The sequence below is a fragment of the Enterobacter cloacae complex sp. 2024EL-00711 genome, assembly GCF_047529885.1.
Lineage (GTDB): Bacteria > Pseudomonadota > Gammaproteobacteria > Enterobacterales > Enterobacteriaceae > Enterobacter > Enterobacter ludwigii.
Genome location: NZ_JBLIZC010000004.1, coordinates 269,290 through 285,640 on the forward strand (window position 1 = coordinate 269,290; position 16,351 = coordinate 285,640).

Annotated in this window: 15 protein-coding genes; 9 read left to right on the forward strand and 6 right to left on the reverse strand. The window is 56.7% G+C overall.

Annotation, left to right across the window (positions count from 1 at the left end):
- Positions 1-101: 101 nt before the first annotated feature.
- Positions 102-2,516 (reverse strand): putative ABC transporter permease subunit YbbP, encoded by a 2,415-nt coding sequence (gene ybbP / locus ACMVME_RS13665; protein WP_068795146.1) that lies wholly within the window; start codon positions 2,514-2,516, stop codon positions 102-104.
- Complete coding sequence (gene ybbA, locus ACMVME_RS13670) at positions 2,513-3,199, reverse strand: putative ABC transporter ATP-binding protein YbbA (RefSeq protein WP_068795147.1); 687 nt, start codon at positions 3,197-3,199, stop codon at positions 2,513-2,515. Before ybbA ends, ybbP begins: the two co-directional genes overlap by 4 nt.
- Between ybbA and tesA the strand changes: the two genes are divergently transcribed.
- Genes tesA through ACMVME_RS13685 form a run of 3 tightly spaced genes read left to right on the forward strand, consistent with a single transcriptional unit; the run spans position 3,170 to position 5,505 of the window.
- The gene (gene tesA, locus ACMVME_RS13675; protein ID WP_025206538.1) at positions 3,170-3,793 is read left to right on the forward strand and encodes a multifunctional acyl-CoA thioesterase I/protease I/lysophospholipase L1; all 624 of its coding nucleotides are present in this window, start codon (positions 3,170-3,172) and stop codon (positions 3,791-3,793) included. The genes ybbA and tesA overlap by 30 nt on opposite strands.
- On the forward strand, positions 3,783-4,592 hold the full coding sequence (locus ACMVME_RS13680) for an SDR family oxidoreductase (RefSeq protein WP_014168929.1): 810 nt from the start codon (positions 3,783-3,785) through the stop codon (positions 4,590-4,592). Before tesA ends, ACMVME_RS13680 begins: the two co-directional genes overlap by 11 nt.
- A 58-nt stretch (positions 4,593-4,650) precedes the next feature.
- The gene (locus ACMVME_RS13685; RefSeq protein WP_414743450.1) at positions 4,651-5,505 is read left to right on the forward strand and encodes a co-chaperone YbbN; all 855 of its coding nucleotides are present in this window, start codon (positions 4,651-4,653) and stop codon (positions 5,503-5,505) included.
- 49 nt (positions 5,506-5,554) lie between these two features.
- Here the strand turns inward: ACMVME_RS13685 and fetB are convergent, their stop codons facing one another.
- Together fetB and fetA are read right to left on the reverse strand one after the other, a co-directional pair.
- Entirely contained in the window at positions 5,555-6,337 is a 783-nt protein-coding gene (gene fetB / locus ACMVME_RS13690) for an iron efflux ABC transporter permease subunit FetB (RefSeq protein WP_020885171.1), read from the reverse strand.
- Positions 6,330-7,001, reverse strand: coding sequence for an iron efflux ABC transporter ATP-binding subunit FetA (fetA, locus tag ACMVME_RS13695; protein WP_047955126.1), 672 nt, complete (start codon positions 6,999-7,001; stop codon positions 6,330-6,332). The genes fetB and fetA overlap by 8 nt, the downstream gene beginning before the upstream one ends.
- A gap of 217 nt (positions 7,002-7,218) precedes the next feature.
- On the opposite strand from fetA, the gene ACMVME_RS13700 reads away from it, so the two are divergent.
- Positions 7,219-8,133: an SPFH domain-containing protein gene (locus tag ACMVME_RS13700; RefSeq protein WP_014168925.1), complete on the forward strand. Its 915-nt coding sequence runs from the start codon at positions 7,219-7,221 to the stop codon at positions 8,131-8,133.
- Complete coding sequence (locus ACMVME_RS13705; RefSeq protein WP_068795148.1) at positions 8,130-8,588, forward strand: NfeD family protein; 459 nt, start codon at positions 8,130-8,132, stop codon at positions 8,586-8,588. Before ACMVME_RS13700 ends, ACMVME_RS13705 begins: the two co-directional genes overlap by 4 nt.
- On the opposite strand, the gene cueR is transcribed toward ACMVME_RS13705, so the two are convergent.
- Positions 8,579-8,989 carry a Cu(I)-responsive transcriptional regulator gene (gene cueR, locus ACMVME_RS13710; RefSeq protein ID WP_014168923.1) on the reverse strand — a complete coding sequence of 137 codons (411 nt, stop codon included), beginning with the start codon at positions 8,987-8,989 and terminating at the stop codon, positions 8,579-8,581. The genes ACMVME_RS13705 and cueR overlap by 10 nt on opposite strands.
- Positions 8,990-9,097: 108 nt before the next feature.
- On the opposite strand from cueR, the gene copA reads away from it, so the two are divergent.
- The 3 genes from copA (at position 9,098) to ybaK (ending at position 13,121) form a co-directional block, all read left to right on the forward strand.
- The gene (copA, locus tag ACMVME_RS13715) at positions 9,098-11,596 is read left to right on the forward strand and encodes a copper-exporting P-type ATPase CopA (protein WP_068795149.1); all 2,499 of its coding nucleotides are present in this window, start codon (positions 9,098-9,100) and stop codon (positions 11,594-11,596) included.
- Between the two features lie 50 nt (positions 11,597-11,646).
- Positions 11,647-12,441 (forward strand): TraB/GumN family protein, encoded by a 795-nt coding sequence (locus ACMVME_RS13720; protein ID WP_059305803.1) that lies wholly within the window; start codon positions 11,647-11,649, stop codon positions 12,439-12,441.
- 200 nt (positions 12,442-12,641) lie between these two features.
- Positions 12,642-13,121, forward strand: a complete 480-nt coding sequence (gene ybaK / locus ACMVME_RS13725) for a Cys-tRNA(Pro)/Cys-tRNA(Cys) deacylase YbaK (protein WP_020885175.1) — start codon at positions 12,642-12,644, stop codon at positions 13,119-13,121.
- Positions 13,122-13,210: 89 nt separating this feature from the next.
- Here ybaK and ushA read toward each other — a convergent pair whose 3' ends face one another.
- On the reverse strand, positions 13,211-14,863 hold the full coding sequence (gene ushA / locus ACMVME_RS13730; protein ID WP_068795150.1) for a bifunctional UDP-sugar hydrolase/5'-nucleotidase UshA: 1,653 nt from the start codon (positions 14,861-14,863) through the stop codon (positions 13,211-13,213).
- A gap of 169 nt (positions 14,864-15,032) precedes the next feature.
- Here ushA and ACMVME_RS13735 point away from each other — a divergent pair, with 169 nt between their 5' ends.
- The gene (locus tag ACMVME_RS13735; protein ID WP_068795151.1) at positions 15,033-16,241 is read left to right on the forward strand and encodes an MFS transporter; all 1,209 of its coding nucleotides are present in this window, start codon (positions 15,033-15,035) and stop codon (positions 16,239-16,241) included.
- Positions 16,242-16,351: the final 110 nt, after the last annotated feature.

A 16,351-nucleotide genomic window follows, 5' to 3' on the forward strand; every position in this document is an offset into this window, starting at 1 on the left:
TTAATGTTTTGTGCTACTAAACGCATGGGTATTACCGATTTGTGCTGCTAAATTATTACGCACCAGCAGATAAACCGGTGCGTAATTATCACGGATTTGAACTAACTGGCAAACTGACGGAACAGCGCTTTCCCTTTTAGCAATCGCGTGCCGAGCCAGCCGCCGCACAGCGACAGCAGCACCGCACCGCAGACCGGCAGCGTGAACCACAGTCGCCAGTCAGGCTCCCACGGGAAATCGAAGACGCGGGTCTGCAGCACGGCTAACGCCGTCTCAGCACCCATCGCCGCCACCAGACCCGAGACCAGCCCCAGCAGGGCGAACTCGCTCCACAGCGTGGTGCGCAGCAGTCGCTTACTCGCCCCGAGCGTGCGATAGACCACCAGCTCCTGATGACGCTGCCGCATCCCGACCTGCACCTGGGCCAGCAGCAACAGTACGCCGCAAATCGTCACCAGCACCACCATGACCTCCAGAGCCCGGCTGACCTGCTCCAGCACCTGCCCGACCTGTTTAAGGATCGCGCCAATATCCAGCAGGCTGACCGTCGGAAATTCGCGGTTCAGCCGGGTCAGCATACCGTTGCCGTTTTCCCAGCGGAAACTGGTGAGCCAGCTTTGCGGCTGCCCGTCCAGTGCGCCTGCGGGGAAAATAAAGAAGAAGTTCGGCCGCAGGCTTTCCCAGTCCACCTTACGCAGGCTGGTGACCTTAGCGCTAAAGTCCTGGGTATCGCCGGTAAAGGTCACGCTGTCGCCCAGCCTGACGTTCAGACGCGTCGCCAGCCCCTCTTCCATCGACACTTCACCCGCTTTCGGCGGCCAGCTGCCGGCGGTAATCGGGTTGTGATCTGGACGTTTCTCCTGCCAGGTCAGGTTCAGTTCGCGGTTAAGCGATTCATCCTTGTTTCCCTCCGTGGACTGGCCGTTGATCTGCGTCAGACGCGCGCGGACGATGGGGTAGAACGACTCCGGCACAATCTGGTGTTCCGCCAGGAACGTCTTCAGCGGTGTCACCTGCTCAGGGGCGATATTGATCAGGAAATAGTTCGGGCTTTCCGGCGGAAGCTGCTGTTGCCAGCGATCCAGCAGATCGCCGCGCAGCACCAGCAGCAGTGCCAGCAGCATAAACGACAGCGAAAAGGCAGACAGCTGACTCAGCGTAGACCAGGGCTGGTGCAGCAGACGGTTCACCGCCAGCCGCACGGGAAGCGACTTCACCGTCAGCTTTTTAAGCACATTAAGGAGCACCCAGCCGACCACACCACACAGCAGCGCCAGCACCACCGCCCCGGCCAGTACGGCCCACAGCAGCGTGCTGCCGCCCATCAGCCAGGCCAACAACCCAACCGAAACCGCAACAATGACAGGAAGATAGAACTTCAGCGGCCAGACGTTGGCCACCACGTCACGGCGCAGCACGCGCAGCGGCTGCGTCGCGAGCAACAGCCGGTACGGGCGAAGCCCCACCAGCACCGAGATCACCATCATCGCGCCAATCGCCCACAGCCACGGCCAGAGGCTGGCCGGTGGAAGTGCGGCAGGCAGTACCGGTTTCAGCATGACCATCAGCAGCTTTTCAAACAGCAGCCCCATCGCCCCACCGGTGAGTGCTGACAACACCAGCAGCATCAGCCACTGGCCGACAATCAGCTTACGCAGCTGGGCGCTGCCCGCGCCGAGGGTTTTGAGGATCGCCACCAGATCGTATCGGCTGCGGCAGTAGTGCCCCATGGCCACCGCCACCGCCGCCACGGCCAACAGTAGGGTTAACAGCGCTGAAAGCAGCAGGAACTGCTGAGAACGTTCGAGAGATTTACCAAGCGCCCCTTCGTCCTGCTCCAGTCCGTACCAGCGGTGCTCTGGTTTTAACTGCGGCAGCAGCCATTTTTCATACGCGTCAAGCTGGGCGGGCGTTCCCGCAAACTTATAGCGCCAGGTGACGCGGCTTCCCGGCTGTACGGCATGGGTATTCGCCACATCAGCGGTATTCATCAGCAAGCGCGGGGCAAGCTGGAACGGGTTAAAGCCGGAGTCAGGTTCCTGAACCACTTCCCCGGCGATACGGAGCGTGGCGTCACCCACGTCAATGCTGTCACCCGTTTTCAGGTTCAGCAGCGCCATTAAACGTGGCGCCAGCAGCACCGTCCCCGGTTTCGGCTTTAAGCCAGGCGGGCTGGTCTGCAATTCACCGTACAGCGGGTAAAGGTCGTCGACGGCTTTGACGCTCGCCAGCTGCGGCGTATCGCCGGCAAAGGTCATGGTCTGAAAGCTCAGCTGTTCCCCCACCTTCAGTCCACGCTTACGCGCCTCCTCAAGCCAGCCCGGCGGGACGGGACGCGAGCTTTGCAGCGCCCTGTCTCCGGCCATAAACTCGCGGCTTTGCTGGCTTAACCCTTTCTCCATGCGATCGCTGACGCTGCCCAGCGCCAGCACGCAGGCTACCGCCAGGCTTAACGCCATCCAGACAATCAACAGCGTGGGCGAGCGCCATTCGCGCCAGAACCAGCGGGCAATCATGCTTCCTCCTGCAGTTCACCGTTAACCAGCCGCAGGCGACGGTCGCAGCGGGCAGCCAGTTGCGGATCGTGGGTCACCAGAATCAGCGTGGTACCGTGTTCGCGGTTGAGCGAAAACAGCAGGTCGGCAATTTTATCCCCGGTCTTACGGTCGAGGTTTCCGGTAGGCTCATCCGCAAACAGCACGTCCGGGCGGCCGTTAAACGCCCGGGCCAGGGCCACACGCTGTTGCTCCCCGCCGGAAAGCTGCGCCGGAAGATGGTCGAGGCGTTTGCCAAGCCCAAGCTGCTCCAGCAATGCCTTCGCGTGGGCGCGACTTTCACGGCTGTTCTCGCCGCGCAGCAGCGCCGGCAGTTCAACGTTTTCCAGGGCATTGAGCGTCGGGATCAGCATGAAGGACTGAAAGACAAACCCGATATGACGTGCACGGAGCGCGGCACGCGCCTCTTCATCAAGCTGATGCAGCGGTTGCCCGACCAGGTTGACCTCTCCACTGCTGCCGTCGTCCAGACCGGCTAAAATGGCCAGCAGCGTGGACTTCCCGGAGCCGGACTCGCCAATCAGCGCAATGGTTTCGGCGCGTTTGACAACGAGTTCAACTCCGGTGAGGATGGAAAGCTCGTGTTCCCCCTGACCGACGGACTTCTTAAGACGATGAACTTCAACAATGTTTTCCGCTGGCATTTGCCCTTCCTGTTTTTAATCCTGATGACCTTCCGCGCGGCGGCAGCGGACACGTTACTGGTTCTCGGTGACAGCCTGAGTGCAGGCTATCGCATGGCGGCCAACGCGGCCTGGCCAGCTCTGCTCAATGACAAATGGCAGAGTAAGACAACGGTTATTAATGGCAGCATCAGCGGTGATACCTCGCAGCAAGGCTTGTCGCGCCTGCCAGCCTTACTCAAACAGCATCAACCGCGATGGGTGCTGGTTGAGCTGGGCGGTAATGATGGCTTGCGTGGTTTCCAGCCTCAGCAAACGGAACAGACCCTGCGCACGATCCTTAAGGATATTAAGGCCGCGAATGCGCAACCGCTGCTGATGCAAATTCGCCTGCCCGCCAACTATGGACGTCGGTATAATGAAGCCTTTAGCGCGATCTACCCAAAGCTTGCCAACGAGTTTGATATTCCGCTGCTGCCATTTTTTATGGAAGAGGTCTATCTCAAACCCCAGTGGATGCAAGACGATGGGATCCACCCCAATCGCGATGCGCAGCCGTTTATTGCCGACTGGATGGCAACACGGCTGGCCCCTTTAGTTAAACATGACTCCTAATTCAGCGGAGATCCTGACAGGTAAAGTTATGCAAAAATCGGTCTTAATTACAGGATGTTCCAGCGGAATCGGTCTTGAAAGTGCACTCGAATTGAAGCGTCAGGGATATTGGGTACTGGCGGCCTGCCGTAAACCCGACGACGTCGAACGCATGAACGGGCTGGGCTTTACCGGTGTGTTACTGGATTTAGACTCACCGGAAAGCGTGGAACGCGCAGCCGATGAGGTGCTGGCCCTGACCGACAACCGTCTGTACGGCCTTTTTAACAATGCCGGTTACGGCGTGTATGGTCCCCTGGACACGCTCACCCGCGAGCAGCTGGAAAAACAGTTTTCCACCAATTTCTTCGGCGTCCATCAGCTCACCATGCGCCTGCTCCCCGCCATGCTGCCGCACGGTGAAGGACGCATTGTGATGACCTCCTCCGTGATGGGGCTGATTTCAACCCCGGGCCGCGGGGCCTATGCCGCCAGTAAATATGCGCTGGAGGCCTGGTCCGATGCCCTGCGCATGGAGTTGCGTCACAGCGGCATTAAGGTCAGCCTGATCGAGCCGGGCCCTATCCGCACCCGCTTTACGGAAAACGTTAACCAGACCCAGGCGGATAAACCGGTCGAAAACCCCGGTATCGCCGCACGCTTTACGCTCGGGCCGGAAGCAGTCGTCGCTAAAGTGCGCCATGCTTTTGAGAGCGAAAACCCAAAAATGCGCTATCCGGTGACGCTGGTAACCCATGCGGTAGGCTGGTTAAAACGCCTGCTGCCGGGCCGGATGATGGACAAAATTTTACACGGTTGAGTTGAAGCGTCGTCGCTAACCCCCATGTAAATAACAAACCGATAAAAGAGAAGGCCGCATGTCCGTACAGAATATCGTCAATATTACTGAAGCAAATCTGCAACAGACCCTCGAACAGTCCATGACCAAACCGGTGCTGTTCTACTTCTGGTCTGAGCGTAGTCAACACTGTCTGCAGCTGACGCCGGTACTCGAAAGCCTTGCCGCGCAATACAATGGCCAGTTCATTCTCGCCAAACTGGATTGTGACGCTGAGCCTATGGTGGCGTCTCAGTTTGGCCTGCGCGCGATTCCTACCGTCTATCTGTTCCAGAATGGTCAACCTGTTGATGGCTTCCAGGGGCCACAGCCTGAAGAAGCGATCCGCGCCCTGCTGGATAAAGTCCTGCCGCGCGAGGAAGAGCTGAAGGCGCAGGAAGCCATGGGACTGATGCAGGAAGGCAAATACGACGAAGCGCTGCCGCTGCTCAAAGAGGCGTGGCAGCTGTCGAAACAGGACAGCCAGATTGGCCTGCTCCTTGCGGAAACGCAGATTGCCCTGCACCGTTCCGACGATGCGGAAGCTGTGCTGAAGACCATTCCACTGCAGGATCAGGATACCCGTTATCAGGGTCTGGTCGCGCAGATCGATCTGCTGAAACAGGCGGCGGATACGCCGGAGATCCAGCAGCTTCAACAGCAGGTTGCCGATAACCCGACCGATGCCGCGCTGGCAAGCCAGCTGGCGCTGCAGCTGCATCAGGTGGGACGTAACGAAGAAGCGCTGGCACTGCTGTTCAGCCATCTGCAAAACGATCTGGGTGCCGCCTACGGTCAGGCGCGGAAAATGTTCCAGGAGATCCTGGCCGCGCTGGGCACCGGCGATGCGCTGGCGTCGACGTACCGCCGTCAGCTGTACGCCCTGCTCTACTGATGAACAGGCCCGGTGCCGTTTGCGCTCACCGGGCCTGCAAAAGAGGCGGTCACCCCGCCTTTTTCAACTGCGTCACCACCAGCTGATGGCGCGCGTTGTAGAACTTCCGATAGGTTAAATAGCAGGCAATGATGGTCGACAGGCTGGCCGTAGAGAGCAGCATAAAGGTCACCATGATCTGATATTTAATGGCTTTGACCGGATCGATACCGGCAAAAATCAGCCCCGACATCATTCCCGGCAGGCTAACCAGCCCAACCGTTTTTGCGGAATCCACCGTTGGGATCAGCGACGAGCGGATGCTGTCGCGGATCAGTACCGCCGAGGCCATTTTCGGTGTCGCCCCCAGACTTAATTTCTCCTGCAGCTTCTGTTGTTCACTGCTAAATCGCTGGCCGAGGTTGTTGTAACACAGTCCTACAGCCACCATAGCGTTCCCCGCAATCATCCCGGAAATAGGGATAACCTGCATTGGCGTAAACTCGATTGAGCCGGACACCACCAGCACCGCCAGCGTCAGCGCCGTCCCGGTTGTAATGGCGATAAACGATGAGACAAACGCCTTATCGATATACTTACTGCGTTTCTGCGCGTTCCACGCCGCGTTAAAGCAGATAAATAGCACCATCAGGAGCGTCAGCACCGCGTGGTTGACGTTAAAAATATACTTCAGCACATAGCCGACAATAATGAGCTGGATAACCGCACGGCAGATACTCCAGATAATATCTTTCTCCAGACCCAGCTTTTCCCGGTAGCTCACCACAATAGCGATCAGTACCAGCACCATCGAAAACGCCAGCGACGTATTCGTAATATTATGTTCACCCACGGTTTGCCTCCTGCATTTTCCCGCCCTGCGGCTCAAGCGTAATGACGTCATCCGCATGGGTAATTTCGTTTGAATCGTGCGTAACCCACAGCACGGCAATATTCTGCTCGCTTGCGTAACGATGAATAATCTCGTTAACGTTGCGTTTGTTCACCTCATCCAGCGCGCTGGTGATCTCGTCCAGTAACAATATCTTCGGCAAAAACTGCAGATTGCGAATCAGCGAAACACGCTGCTTTTCGCCGCCCGATAATTCATTGATGGATTTTGTCAGCGTCTCTTTCGACAGGCCAAAGCGGGCCAGATCGGCGATAAATTTTTCTGGCTCCGGCGTTTTATGACGGATTTGCCACGGAAAGACCAGGTTGTCATAAACCGTGTCCCCAAACAGCGAAGGGGTTTGCACGCAGTAAGAGACCTGCTGGCGATAGCTTTCTGGCGACAGTGTCGCGATATCCTGCCCTTCAAACAGAATAGCGCCCTCAGTGGGGCTGAGCAGTGAAGCGACAATCTTTAATAACGTACTTTTGCCACAGCCTGACGGCCCTGTTATCAGTTTGAACTCACCCGGGGAAAGACAAAAATCGACATGTTGAAGGATCGTGGCGTTTGCCACACGAAAACCGACATCCCTGACCTGCAAGAGCGTATTTTTATTGTTCATCATGCATCCTGTAACCACCTTTATTGCAACCACGCGTAGAATAATCCTTTCACGAACGCAGCGCGAATAGGGTGTGTCGATGGCTGGAGTAAAGGTTTTACCGGTATTCGTCGCGCCCCCTTCTTTACAGGGGCGAATTTCAGCCCGATAGCCGATATACTGACTTATAACACACACGCAGTTCCCTTCGTCACAGCATGCAAAACAGGAGGTTTTTATGCTTATCGTTATACCTGTCCTTATTTTCGTTGCGCTGGTTATTGTCGGCGCTGGCGTCAAAATTGTCCCACAGGGGTATCAGTGGACCGTTGAACGCTTTGGCCGCTACACCAACACGCTCCAGCCGGGTTTAAGCCTGATTGTCCCTTTCATGGACAGGATTGGACGTAAAATCAATATGATGGAACAGGTGCTGGATATTCCTTCCCAGGAAGTGATCTCCAAGGATAACGCCAACGTCACCATTGATGCGGTCTGTTTTATTCAGGTTATTGATGCCCCAAAAGCGGCCTATGAAGTCAGCAATCTGGAGCTGGCTATCGTAAATCTGACGATGACCAACATTCGTACCGTGCTCGGTTCAATGGAGCTGGACGAGATGCTCTCTCAGCGCGACAGCATTAACACCCGCTTGCTGCACATTGTCGACGAGGCCACCAACCCGTGGGGGATCAAAGTCACCCGTATTGAGATCCGCGACGTGCGCCCGCCGGCAGAGCTGATCGCCTCCATGAACGCGCAGATGAAAGCTGAACGGACCAAACGCGCCTACATTCTGGAAGCTGAAGGGGTGCGTCAGGCAGAGATCCTGAAAGCCGAAGGGGAAAAACAGTCGCAGATCCTGAAAGCGGAAGGTGAACGCCAGTCTGCCTTCTTACAGGCGGAAGCCCGTGAACGTTCTGCAGAAGCGGAAGCCCGCGCCACCCAGATGGTCTCTGAAGCAATTGCGGCAGGTGATATCCAGGCGGTGAACTACTTCGTTGCGCAAAAATACACTGACGCGCTGAAAGAGATTGGCTCCGCGAACAACAGCAAAGTGGTGATGATGCCGCTGGATGCCAGCAGCCTGATGGGCTCCATCGCCGGGATCACGGAACTTATCAAAGACAGCGGAAACGAGCGCAAAAAATGATTGAGCTAATCGTCGCACATCCTCATGCATTCTGGCTAAGCCTCGGTGGCTTATTGCTGGCCGCGGAGATGCTTGGCGGCAACGGTTACCTGCTCTGGAGCGGTGTTGCCGCTGTCATTACCGGGTTAGTGGTCTGGCTACTGCCCCTGGACTGGGCGTGGCAGGGGGCATTATTTGCCGTGCTGACGCTGTTGGCCGCCTGGCTGTGGTGGCGCTGGCTTAACCGCCAGGTGACAGGGCAGAAACCGCTCGACGCCCACCTCAATCAGCGCGGGCAGCAGATTGTCGGCAAACGTTTTACGCTCGACACGGCGCTGGTTAACGGGCGCGGACATATGCGCGTAGGCGACAGTTCATGGCCCGTGGTGGCCGACGATGACCTCAGCGCCGGCACGCAGGTTGAGGTCATTGCGGTGGAAGGGATAACCCTGCGGGTTAAAGCCTGTCAGGCATGAGCCTTACGATGACAGCAGCCGGACAGATTATCGATAATCGGGCAGTCGGCGCTGTCATCCCCCGGACAGGATTCAGCCAGCGCCAGAAGCTGCTGACGCATCGCCTGTAACTCGGTAATGTGGCGTTCAATCTCAGCCACTTTCTCAAGCGTACGTTTTTTCACGTCTGCGCTATGGCGCGCCGGATCGTTGAATAAGGTGACCAGCTCGCCGCACTCTTCAAGGTTAAATCCCACCTGCCGCGCCTGGCGCAGCAGCGTCAGTTCATCAAGATGCAGTTGCGTATAACTGCGGTAGCCATTTTCACTGCGCAGCGGCGGTGTCACCAGCCCCTTCTCTTCATAAAAACGGATCGCTTTGCTGGTCAATCCGGTTTTTTTCGCAACATCACTGATATTCACATTTCCCCCTTGACCTTCCCCTTGATGGAAGGTTTAACCTTCATAACAGTTAGCGAAAAGCGTTATGCCGGTCAACATCTGACCAGATCATTATACGGGAGTTTTGTTATGTCTCACACTATTGACCTGACACTGGACGGCCTCTCCTGCGGCCACTGTGTCAAACGCGTTAAAGAAAGTCTGGAACAGCGTCCTGATGTAGACAGCGCTGAAGTGACCCTTGATCACGCCGCCGTCACCGGTAGCGCCAGTGCGGATGCGCTGATTGATACGATCAAACAGGCTGGTTATGGGGCGGAGCTGAGCCACCCAAAGGCTAAACCGCTGGCAGAGTCATCATCCCCGTCGGAAGCACTGACAGCGGCCACTCCTGAGCTTCCGGTAGCTGATGATATTGATGACAGCCAACAGCTGCTGATCAACGGCATGAGCTGCGCCAGCTGCGTCTCCCGGGTACAAAATGCCTTGCAGGCTGTACCGGGTGTCGCGCAGGCACGGGTCAATCTTGCGGAGCGTACTGCGCTGGTGATGGGCAGTGCCTCCGCCGCAGATTTAGTGCAGGCCGTTGAAAAAGCGGGCTACGGCGCAGAGGCCATCGAAGATGACCTCAAACGTCGTGAACGCCAGCAGGAAACGGCCGTCGCCACCATGAAACGCTTCCGCTGGCAGGCCATCGTCGCGCTGCTGGTCGGGGTGCCGGTCATGGTGTGGGGTATGATCGGTGACAATATGATGGTCACCGACGATAACCGCACGCTGTGGCTGGTCATTGGGTTGATTACGCTTGCCGTGATGGTCTTCGCAGGCGGTCACTTCTACTCCAGCGCCTGGAAAAGCCTGAAAAATCGCACCGCGACGATGGACACCCTTGTCGCACTCGGCACGGGTGCGGCGTGGCTGTACTCCATGAGCGTCAACGTCTGGCCCCAGTGGTTCCCGATGGAAGCGCGTCATCTCTATTATGAAGCGAGCGCGATGATTATCGGCCTGATTAACCTCGGCCATATGCTTGAAGCGCGCGCCCGTCAGCGCTCCTCCAAAGCGCTGGAACGCCTGCTGGATTTAACCCCACCGACCGCGCGCGTCGTGACGGATTCAGGTGAAAAAAATGTCCCATTGGCTGAAGTTCAACCCGGCATGACGCTGCGCCTGACCACCGGCGACCGCGTTCCCGTCGACGGTGAAATCACTCAGGGCGAAGCCTGGTTTGACGAAGCGATGCTGACCGGCGAACCCGTCCCGCAACAGAAAGCCCAGGGCGATGCCATTCATGCCGGTACGGTGGTGCAGGACGGTAGCGTGCTTTTCACCGCCAGTGCCGTCGGCAGCCATACCACGCTGTCACGCATTATTCGCATGGTGCGTCAGGCACAGAGCAGTAAGCCGGAAATTGGTCAGCTGGCCGATAAAATCTCCGCCATATTTGTGCCGGTCGTGGTCGGTATCGCGCTGCTGAGCGCGGCTATCTGGTATGTCTTCGGCCCGGCACCGCAAATTGTTTATACCCTGGTGATTGCCACCACGGTGCTGATCATTGCCTGTCCTTGCGCGCTCGGTCTTGCCACGCCAATGTCGATCATCTCAGGCGTAGGCCGTGCCGCTGAATTTGGTGTGCTGGTACGGGATGCCGATGCGCTGCAGCGGGCGAGCACGCTGGACACGCTGGTGTTTGATAAAACCGGCACGCTGACGGAAGGGAAACCGCAGGTAGTGGCCGTGATAACCGCAGGCATCACGCAGGATGACGCGCTGCGTCTCGCCGCGGCGCTTGAACAAGGCTCCAGCCACCCGCTGGCCCACGCCATTATTGAGAAAGCCGGGAATGCCAGCCTGCCGCAGGTGAGCAATTTCCGTACCCTGCGCGGTTTAGGCGTCAGCGGTACCGCCGAAGGGCACACGCTGCTGCTGGGGAATCAGGCACTGCTGAAGGAGCACGGCGTTGAGACTTCAGCCCTGGAACAAGACCTGAAAGCTCAGGCCTCTCAGGGCGCAACCCCGGTTCTGCTTGCCGTTGATGGCAAAGCCGCGGCGCTGCTGGCAATTCGCGATCCGCTACGCCAGGACAGCGTGCAGGCGTTGCAACGCCTGCATCGTGCGGGCTATCGCCTGGTGATGTTGACCGGGGATAATCCTGTGACGGCGAACGCCATCGCCCGGGAAGCTGGGATTGACGAGGTCATTGCCGGGGTGTTACCTGACGGCAAAGCAGATGCCATCAAGACGCTACAAAGCCAGGGTCGCCAGGTGGCGATGGTCGGTGACGGGATTAACGATGCGCCGGCGCTGGCACAGGCAGAAGTGGGTATTGCGATGGGGGGCGGTAGCGATGTCGCCATTGAGACGGCCGCCATCACCCTGATGCGTCACAGCCTGATGGGCGTTGCGGACGCGCTGGCGATTTCAAAAGCCACCTTGCGCAACATGAAGCAGAACCTGCTGGGCGCCTTCGTCTACAACTCGCTCGGTATCCCGATTGCCGCCGGTATTTTGTGGCCGCTGACCGGCACGCTGCTGAACCCGGTTGTCGCGGGTGCGGCGATGGCACTCTCGTCCATTACCGTGGTGAGCAACGCAAACCGGTTGTTGCGGTTTAAACCGAAAGATTGAACCTTCTTCTCCTACGCGCTAGCATGAACCTTTCCGTTTATGGAGCGCGTATGAGTCTGTTTAATCGTATAAAAACATCGTTTCGCGCCCTCTTCCCCCGCCGTTATGCCTGGCCCGGCATGGACATCTCGCTTCCCGGCGGGCAGCACCTTCACCTGGTGGGCAGCATCCATATGGGCACGCAGGATATGTCCCCGCTGCCAGCCGGTCTGATGAAACTGCTGAAGAGCGCCGATGCGCTGGTCGTTGAAGCGGATATTTCGGGCCAGACGTCGCCGTTTGCCGGCCTCGAAAGCGATCTCCCCCTGGCTGAACGTCTGAACGACACGCAGTTCGCTGAACTGACGCGCGTCGCAGATGAGACGGGCGTGTCGCTCTCCATGCTGGACACACTGCCGCTGTGGCAAATCGCGATGGTCCTGCAGGCAACTCAGGCGCAGCGTCTGGGGCTACGCGGGGATTACGGTATTGATTACCAGCTGTTGAATGCCGCGAGAGCACGCCATTTGTCAGTCATTGAGCTCGAAGGCACGGACAGCCAGATAGCCCTGCTGCGCCAGCTTCCTGATGATGGGCTGATGCTGCTGGATGATACCCTGACCCACTGGCACACCAACGCGCGTCTGTTGCAAACGATGATCGGCTGGTGGCTGAATGCGCCGCCCACGGACGGTAAACTGGCGCTGCCGTCGACGTTCAGTGAATCGTTGTATGATGTGCTGATGAACGAGCGCAACAAAGCCTGGCAGCAGACGCTGCTTGCGTTACCTGCGGGACGTTACGTGGTCGCTGTCGGGGCGTTACATTTGTACGGAGAAGGGAATTTGCCGTCACTGCTGAAATAAAAAAAATGGCCAATATTTCTATTGGCCCGTCAAAGAGGAATTTCATCGTTTTTATTATGCCGAAGGAGACCTTCGGTTGAGCCGATTGTCGCTCAAAGTGACCATCACTGCCAATACTATTGCGCAAGATGGTGCTATTTTTTAGACAAACGTCAGGCGTATGCTGTCAGCATGAATTGTCTGTCGTAAGAAGGATAGCTATGACTCCCGCCGTTAAATTACTCGAAAAAAACAACATTCCCTTTCGGATCCACACCTACGATCACGATCCCAGCGAAACGAATTTTGGTGATGAAGTGGTGCGCAAACTGGGGCTGAACGCCGATCGGGTTTATAAGACGCTGCTGGTGGCGGTGAACGGTGATATGAAACACCTCGCCGTCGCGGTAACGCCCGTTGCCGGGCAACTGGATCTCAAGAAAGTGGCCAAAGCGCTGGGGGCAAAGAAGGTGGATATGGCCGATCCGATGGTTGCGCAACGCACTACCGGTTACCTTGTTGGCGGTATCAGCCCGCTCGGGCAGAAAAAACGCCTGCCGACGCTGATTGATGCCCCTTCGCAGACGTTCGACACCATTTATATTTCCGGCGGCAAACGCGGGCTGGATATTGAACTGTCCGCAGGCGATCTGGCGAAAATACTGGACGCGACATTTGCGGATATTGCGCGACGGGATTGAGGAATTGGCCCGGAGGCACTGTGCTTACCGGGCCGACGATTCTCATACAGGCCGGGTCAGGCGTAGCCGCCCCCCGGCACAAAACCGCACTACTGCCAGCTCACCTCGCCTTTCGGCTCATAGGTATTCACGTCGATCGGTGAATTCTGCTCGATAAACTGCTTCAGCACTTCCGCATCGATAAACCCGGTATTCACATAGCCCGGTTTATTGTCGATATGCGGATAACCGTCACCACCGGTGGCGTTAAAGCTTAATGTTGCCATGCGGTAGGTTTTGGCAGGGTCGACCGGCTCGCCTTTGATTTTGAGGTCGTTGAGCTTGCCGTCCTTCGCCACAAAGCTGACGTTGGCAAACTGCGGATAAGCGCCGGAGTCCGGCTTCATCTGCGCCACGGCGGTGAGATAGTCAATCACCTCTTTACCGCTCATGTCGACATACACCACGATGTTACCGAACGGCTGAACCTTCAGCACATCTTTATAGGTGATGTTTCCGCCTTCGATGGAGTCGCGGATGCCGCCGCCGCTCATCACGCCAAAATCGGCATTTGTGCGCGCTATTTGTGCCGCCAGCACCAGATGCCCCATATTGGTCTGCACAAAGCGAACTTTGCTGCGGTCCCCTTCCAGACGACCATTCAGCGTACCAATCTTCACGTCCAGTTGCGCCTTGCCTTTATTCTGGAAGGGCGTCAGCAGGGAGAGCATCTGCGCGTTCTCGGCAATTTCCGGGGTGTAGAGTACGCGTTCACTCTTCCCGTCAGGGTAAGTCACTTTCTTCTTCAGGTTGACCGGAATGAGCTGATAGTGCACCAGCTTCATCTCGCCGTTACGGAACTCAAAGTCCGCACGCCCCACGTATTTACCCCATTCGTGCGCCTGCACAATCCAGATACCGTTTTGACGGTCCGGAGCACACGGCGTGCCTGGCACGTAGTCGACCTGCTTTTTATTCTCTGACGCCATGCAGACCGGGTCTTGTGAATGACCACCCACAATCATCGCCAGCGAGCCTGCAGGCAGGCTGCGAGCCATCTCCACGTCACCCGGCGCATTCGAGCCGTGCTCACCATTGTCGTAGTGGCCCATATGGGTGGTGGCAATAATGACATCCGGCTTTTCGTTCTGCTGCAATTCCTGAATGACCAGCTTCGCTTCGTCTGCCGGTTTACGGAATTCGATATCGGTAAAGAACTCAGGGTTGCCGATTTTCGCCGTATCGTCGGTGGTTAACCCGATGACCGCAATTTTCAGATCCTGACGCTTAAACAGCGCCCAGGGTTTGAACAGTCGCTCGCCGGTGCTTTTCTGGTAGATGTTGGCAGAGAGGAACGGGAATTTGGCCCATTTTTCCTGCTGACGCAGCACCGTCAGCGGGTTATCGAATTCATGGTTACCGACGGCCATCGCATCGTAGCCAATAAGATTCATGCCGCGGAAATCAGGCTCCGCATCCTGTAAATCAGATTCCGGCACACCGGTATTGATATCGCCCCCCGACAGCAGCAGTACGCTGCCTCCCTGGGCTGCCACCTCTTTACGAATGCCATCCACCAGCGTTTTTTGTGCCGACAGACCGTATTCGCCGTATTCACTGCGCCAGAAATGGCCGTGGTGATCGTTGGTATGCAGAATGGTGATTTTATAGGTTTTATCTTTTTCATAGGCCTGCACGGGCAGGCTAACCAGACCCCAGGCGGCGATCAGCACCAGCGCGACGCTCCGCTTCATTAACTTCATCTTCTCTCTCCCTGACCAATAGACAAAGGCAAAAATTACAGTGACTAATAAGAATAGACAAATAAGTTTTCAGAATTGCGACTTTATTCAAATGTCACTGCCGGGTATGTTAGTTGGATAATAATTACACCCTGCATTTCTAATCACAAAAGACGTGGTATTCATCTCTATGGCAATCAGTGAATCAACCCAGCCCGTGTCTGGCCCTCAGGCGTCGCGCACCTCGTTTAAAGTGTTAGGCGCAATCAGTCTTTCACATCTGCTCAACGACATGATCCAGTCGTTGATTCTCGCGATCTACCCGCTGCTGCAGTCCGAGTTTTCGTTAACGTTCGTGCAGATCGGGATGATCACCCTGACCTTCCAGCTGGCCTCCTCGCTTCTGCAACCGGTCGTGGGCTACTGGACGGATAAATATCCTATGCCGTGGTCGCTACCGATTGGCATGTGTTTTACCTTGAGCGGGCTGGTTCTGCTGGCAATGGCAGGCAGCTTTGAAGCTGTGCTGATTGCCGCCGCGCTGGTGGGCACGGGGTCGTCGGTTTTTCACCCGGAGTCCTCACGCGTGGCGCGCATGGCCTCCGGGGGCCGTCACGGGCTGGCGCAATCGCTCTTTCAGGTGGGCGGTAACTTTGGCAGCTCCCTCGGCCCACTGCTGGCAGCGGTGATCATCGCTCCGTACGGCAAGGGTAACGTGGCGTGGTTTGTGCTGGCAGCCTTGCTGGCGATTATCGTACTGATTCAGATCAGCCGCTGGTATGCCGCGCAGCATCGCGTGAACAAAGGTAAACCTAAAGCGAAGGTTATCAATCCCCTTCCTCGCGATAAGGTCATTCTGGCCGTCTCCGTGCTTCTGGTGCTGATTTTCTCGAAATACTTCTATATGGCGAGCATCAGCAGCTATTACACCTTTTACCTGATGCAAAAATTCGGATTATCGGTCCAAAACGCCCAGCTTCACCTGTTTGCCTTCCTGTTTGCGGTGGCTGCAGGGACGGTAATCGGCGGGCCTGTGGGCGATAAAATCGGGCGCAAATACGTCATTTGGGGCTCTATCCTCGGCGTGGCCCCGTTTACCCTTATTTTGCCGTATGCAAGCCTGGAGTGGACGGGGATTTTGACCGTGATTATTGGGTTTATCCTCGCCTCGGCGTTTTCCGCCATCCTTGTTTACGCGCAAGAGCTGCTGCCAGGCCGTATCGGTATGGTTTCTGGGCTCTTTTTCGGTTTTGCTTTCGGCATGGGCGGCCTTGGTGCAGCAGTGCTGGGCATGATTGCCGACCACACCAGTATCTTCCTGGTCTATAAAATCTGTGCTTTCCTGCCGCTTCTGGGGATGTTGACCATATTTCTGCCTGATAACCGCTATAAATCGTAATATAACGGTCGCTAAAGTTTTACTTTGGCGACCTGACCCCCTGATGCCATAAGGGTTTCTTCTGCATCCCCCCGCCTAATTTATCAAAATGCGCTTTTTTACACGCATAT

Coding starts and splice junctions, on each gene's coding strand:
- ybbP (WP_068795146.1), bottom strand. CDS start 2,516: ATGATTGCCCGCTGGTTCTGGCGCGAATGGCGCTCGCCCACGCTGTTG.
- ACMVME_RS13700 (WP_014168925.1), top strand. CDS start 7,219: ATGCTTATCGTTATACCTGTCCTTATTTTCGTTGCGCTGGTTATTGTC.
- tesA (WP_025206538.1), top strand. CDS start 3,170: ATGAACTTCAACAATGTTTTCCGCTGGCATTTGCCCTTCCTGTTTTTA.
- ybbA (WP_068795147.1), bottom strand. CDS start 3,199: ATGCCAGCGGAAAACATTGTTGAAGTTCATCGTCTTAAGAAGTCCGTC.
- copA (WP_068795149.1), top strand. CDS start 9,098: ATGTCTCACACTATTGACCTGACACTGGACGGCCTCTCCTGCGGCCAC.
- ACMVME_RS13685 (WP_414743450.1), top strand. CDS start 4,651: ATGTCCGTACAGAATATCGTCAATATTACTGAAGCAAATCTGCAACAG.
- fetA (WP_047955126.1), bottom strand. CDS start 7,001: ATGAACAATAAAAATACGCTCTTGCAGGTCAGGGATGTCGGTTTTCGT.
- ACMVME_RS13735 (WP_068795151.1), top strand. CDS start 15,033: ATGGCAATCAGTGAATCAACCCAGCCCGTGTCTGGCCCTCAGGCGTCG.
- ACMVME_RS13705 (WP_068795148.1), top strand. CDS start 8,130: ATGATTGAGCTAATCGTCGCACATCCTCATGCATTCTGGCTAAGCCTC.
- ybaK (WP_020885175.1), top strand. CDS start 12,642: ATGACTCCCGCCGTTAAATTACTCGAAAAAAACAACATTCCCTTTCGG.
- ACMVME_RS13680 (WP_014168929.1), top strand. CDS start 3,783: ATGACTCCTAATTCAGCGGAGATCCTGACAGGTAAAGTTATGCAAAAA.
- ACMVME_RS13720 (WP_059305803.1), top strand. CDS start 11,647: ATGAGTCTGTTTAATCGTATAAAAACATCGTTTCGCGCCCTCTTCCCC.
- ushA (WP_068795150.1), bottom strand. CDS start 14,863: ATGAAGTTAATGAAGCGGAGCGTCGCGCTGGTGCTGATCGCCGCCTGG.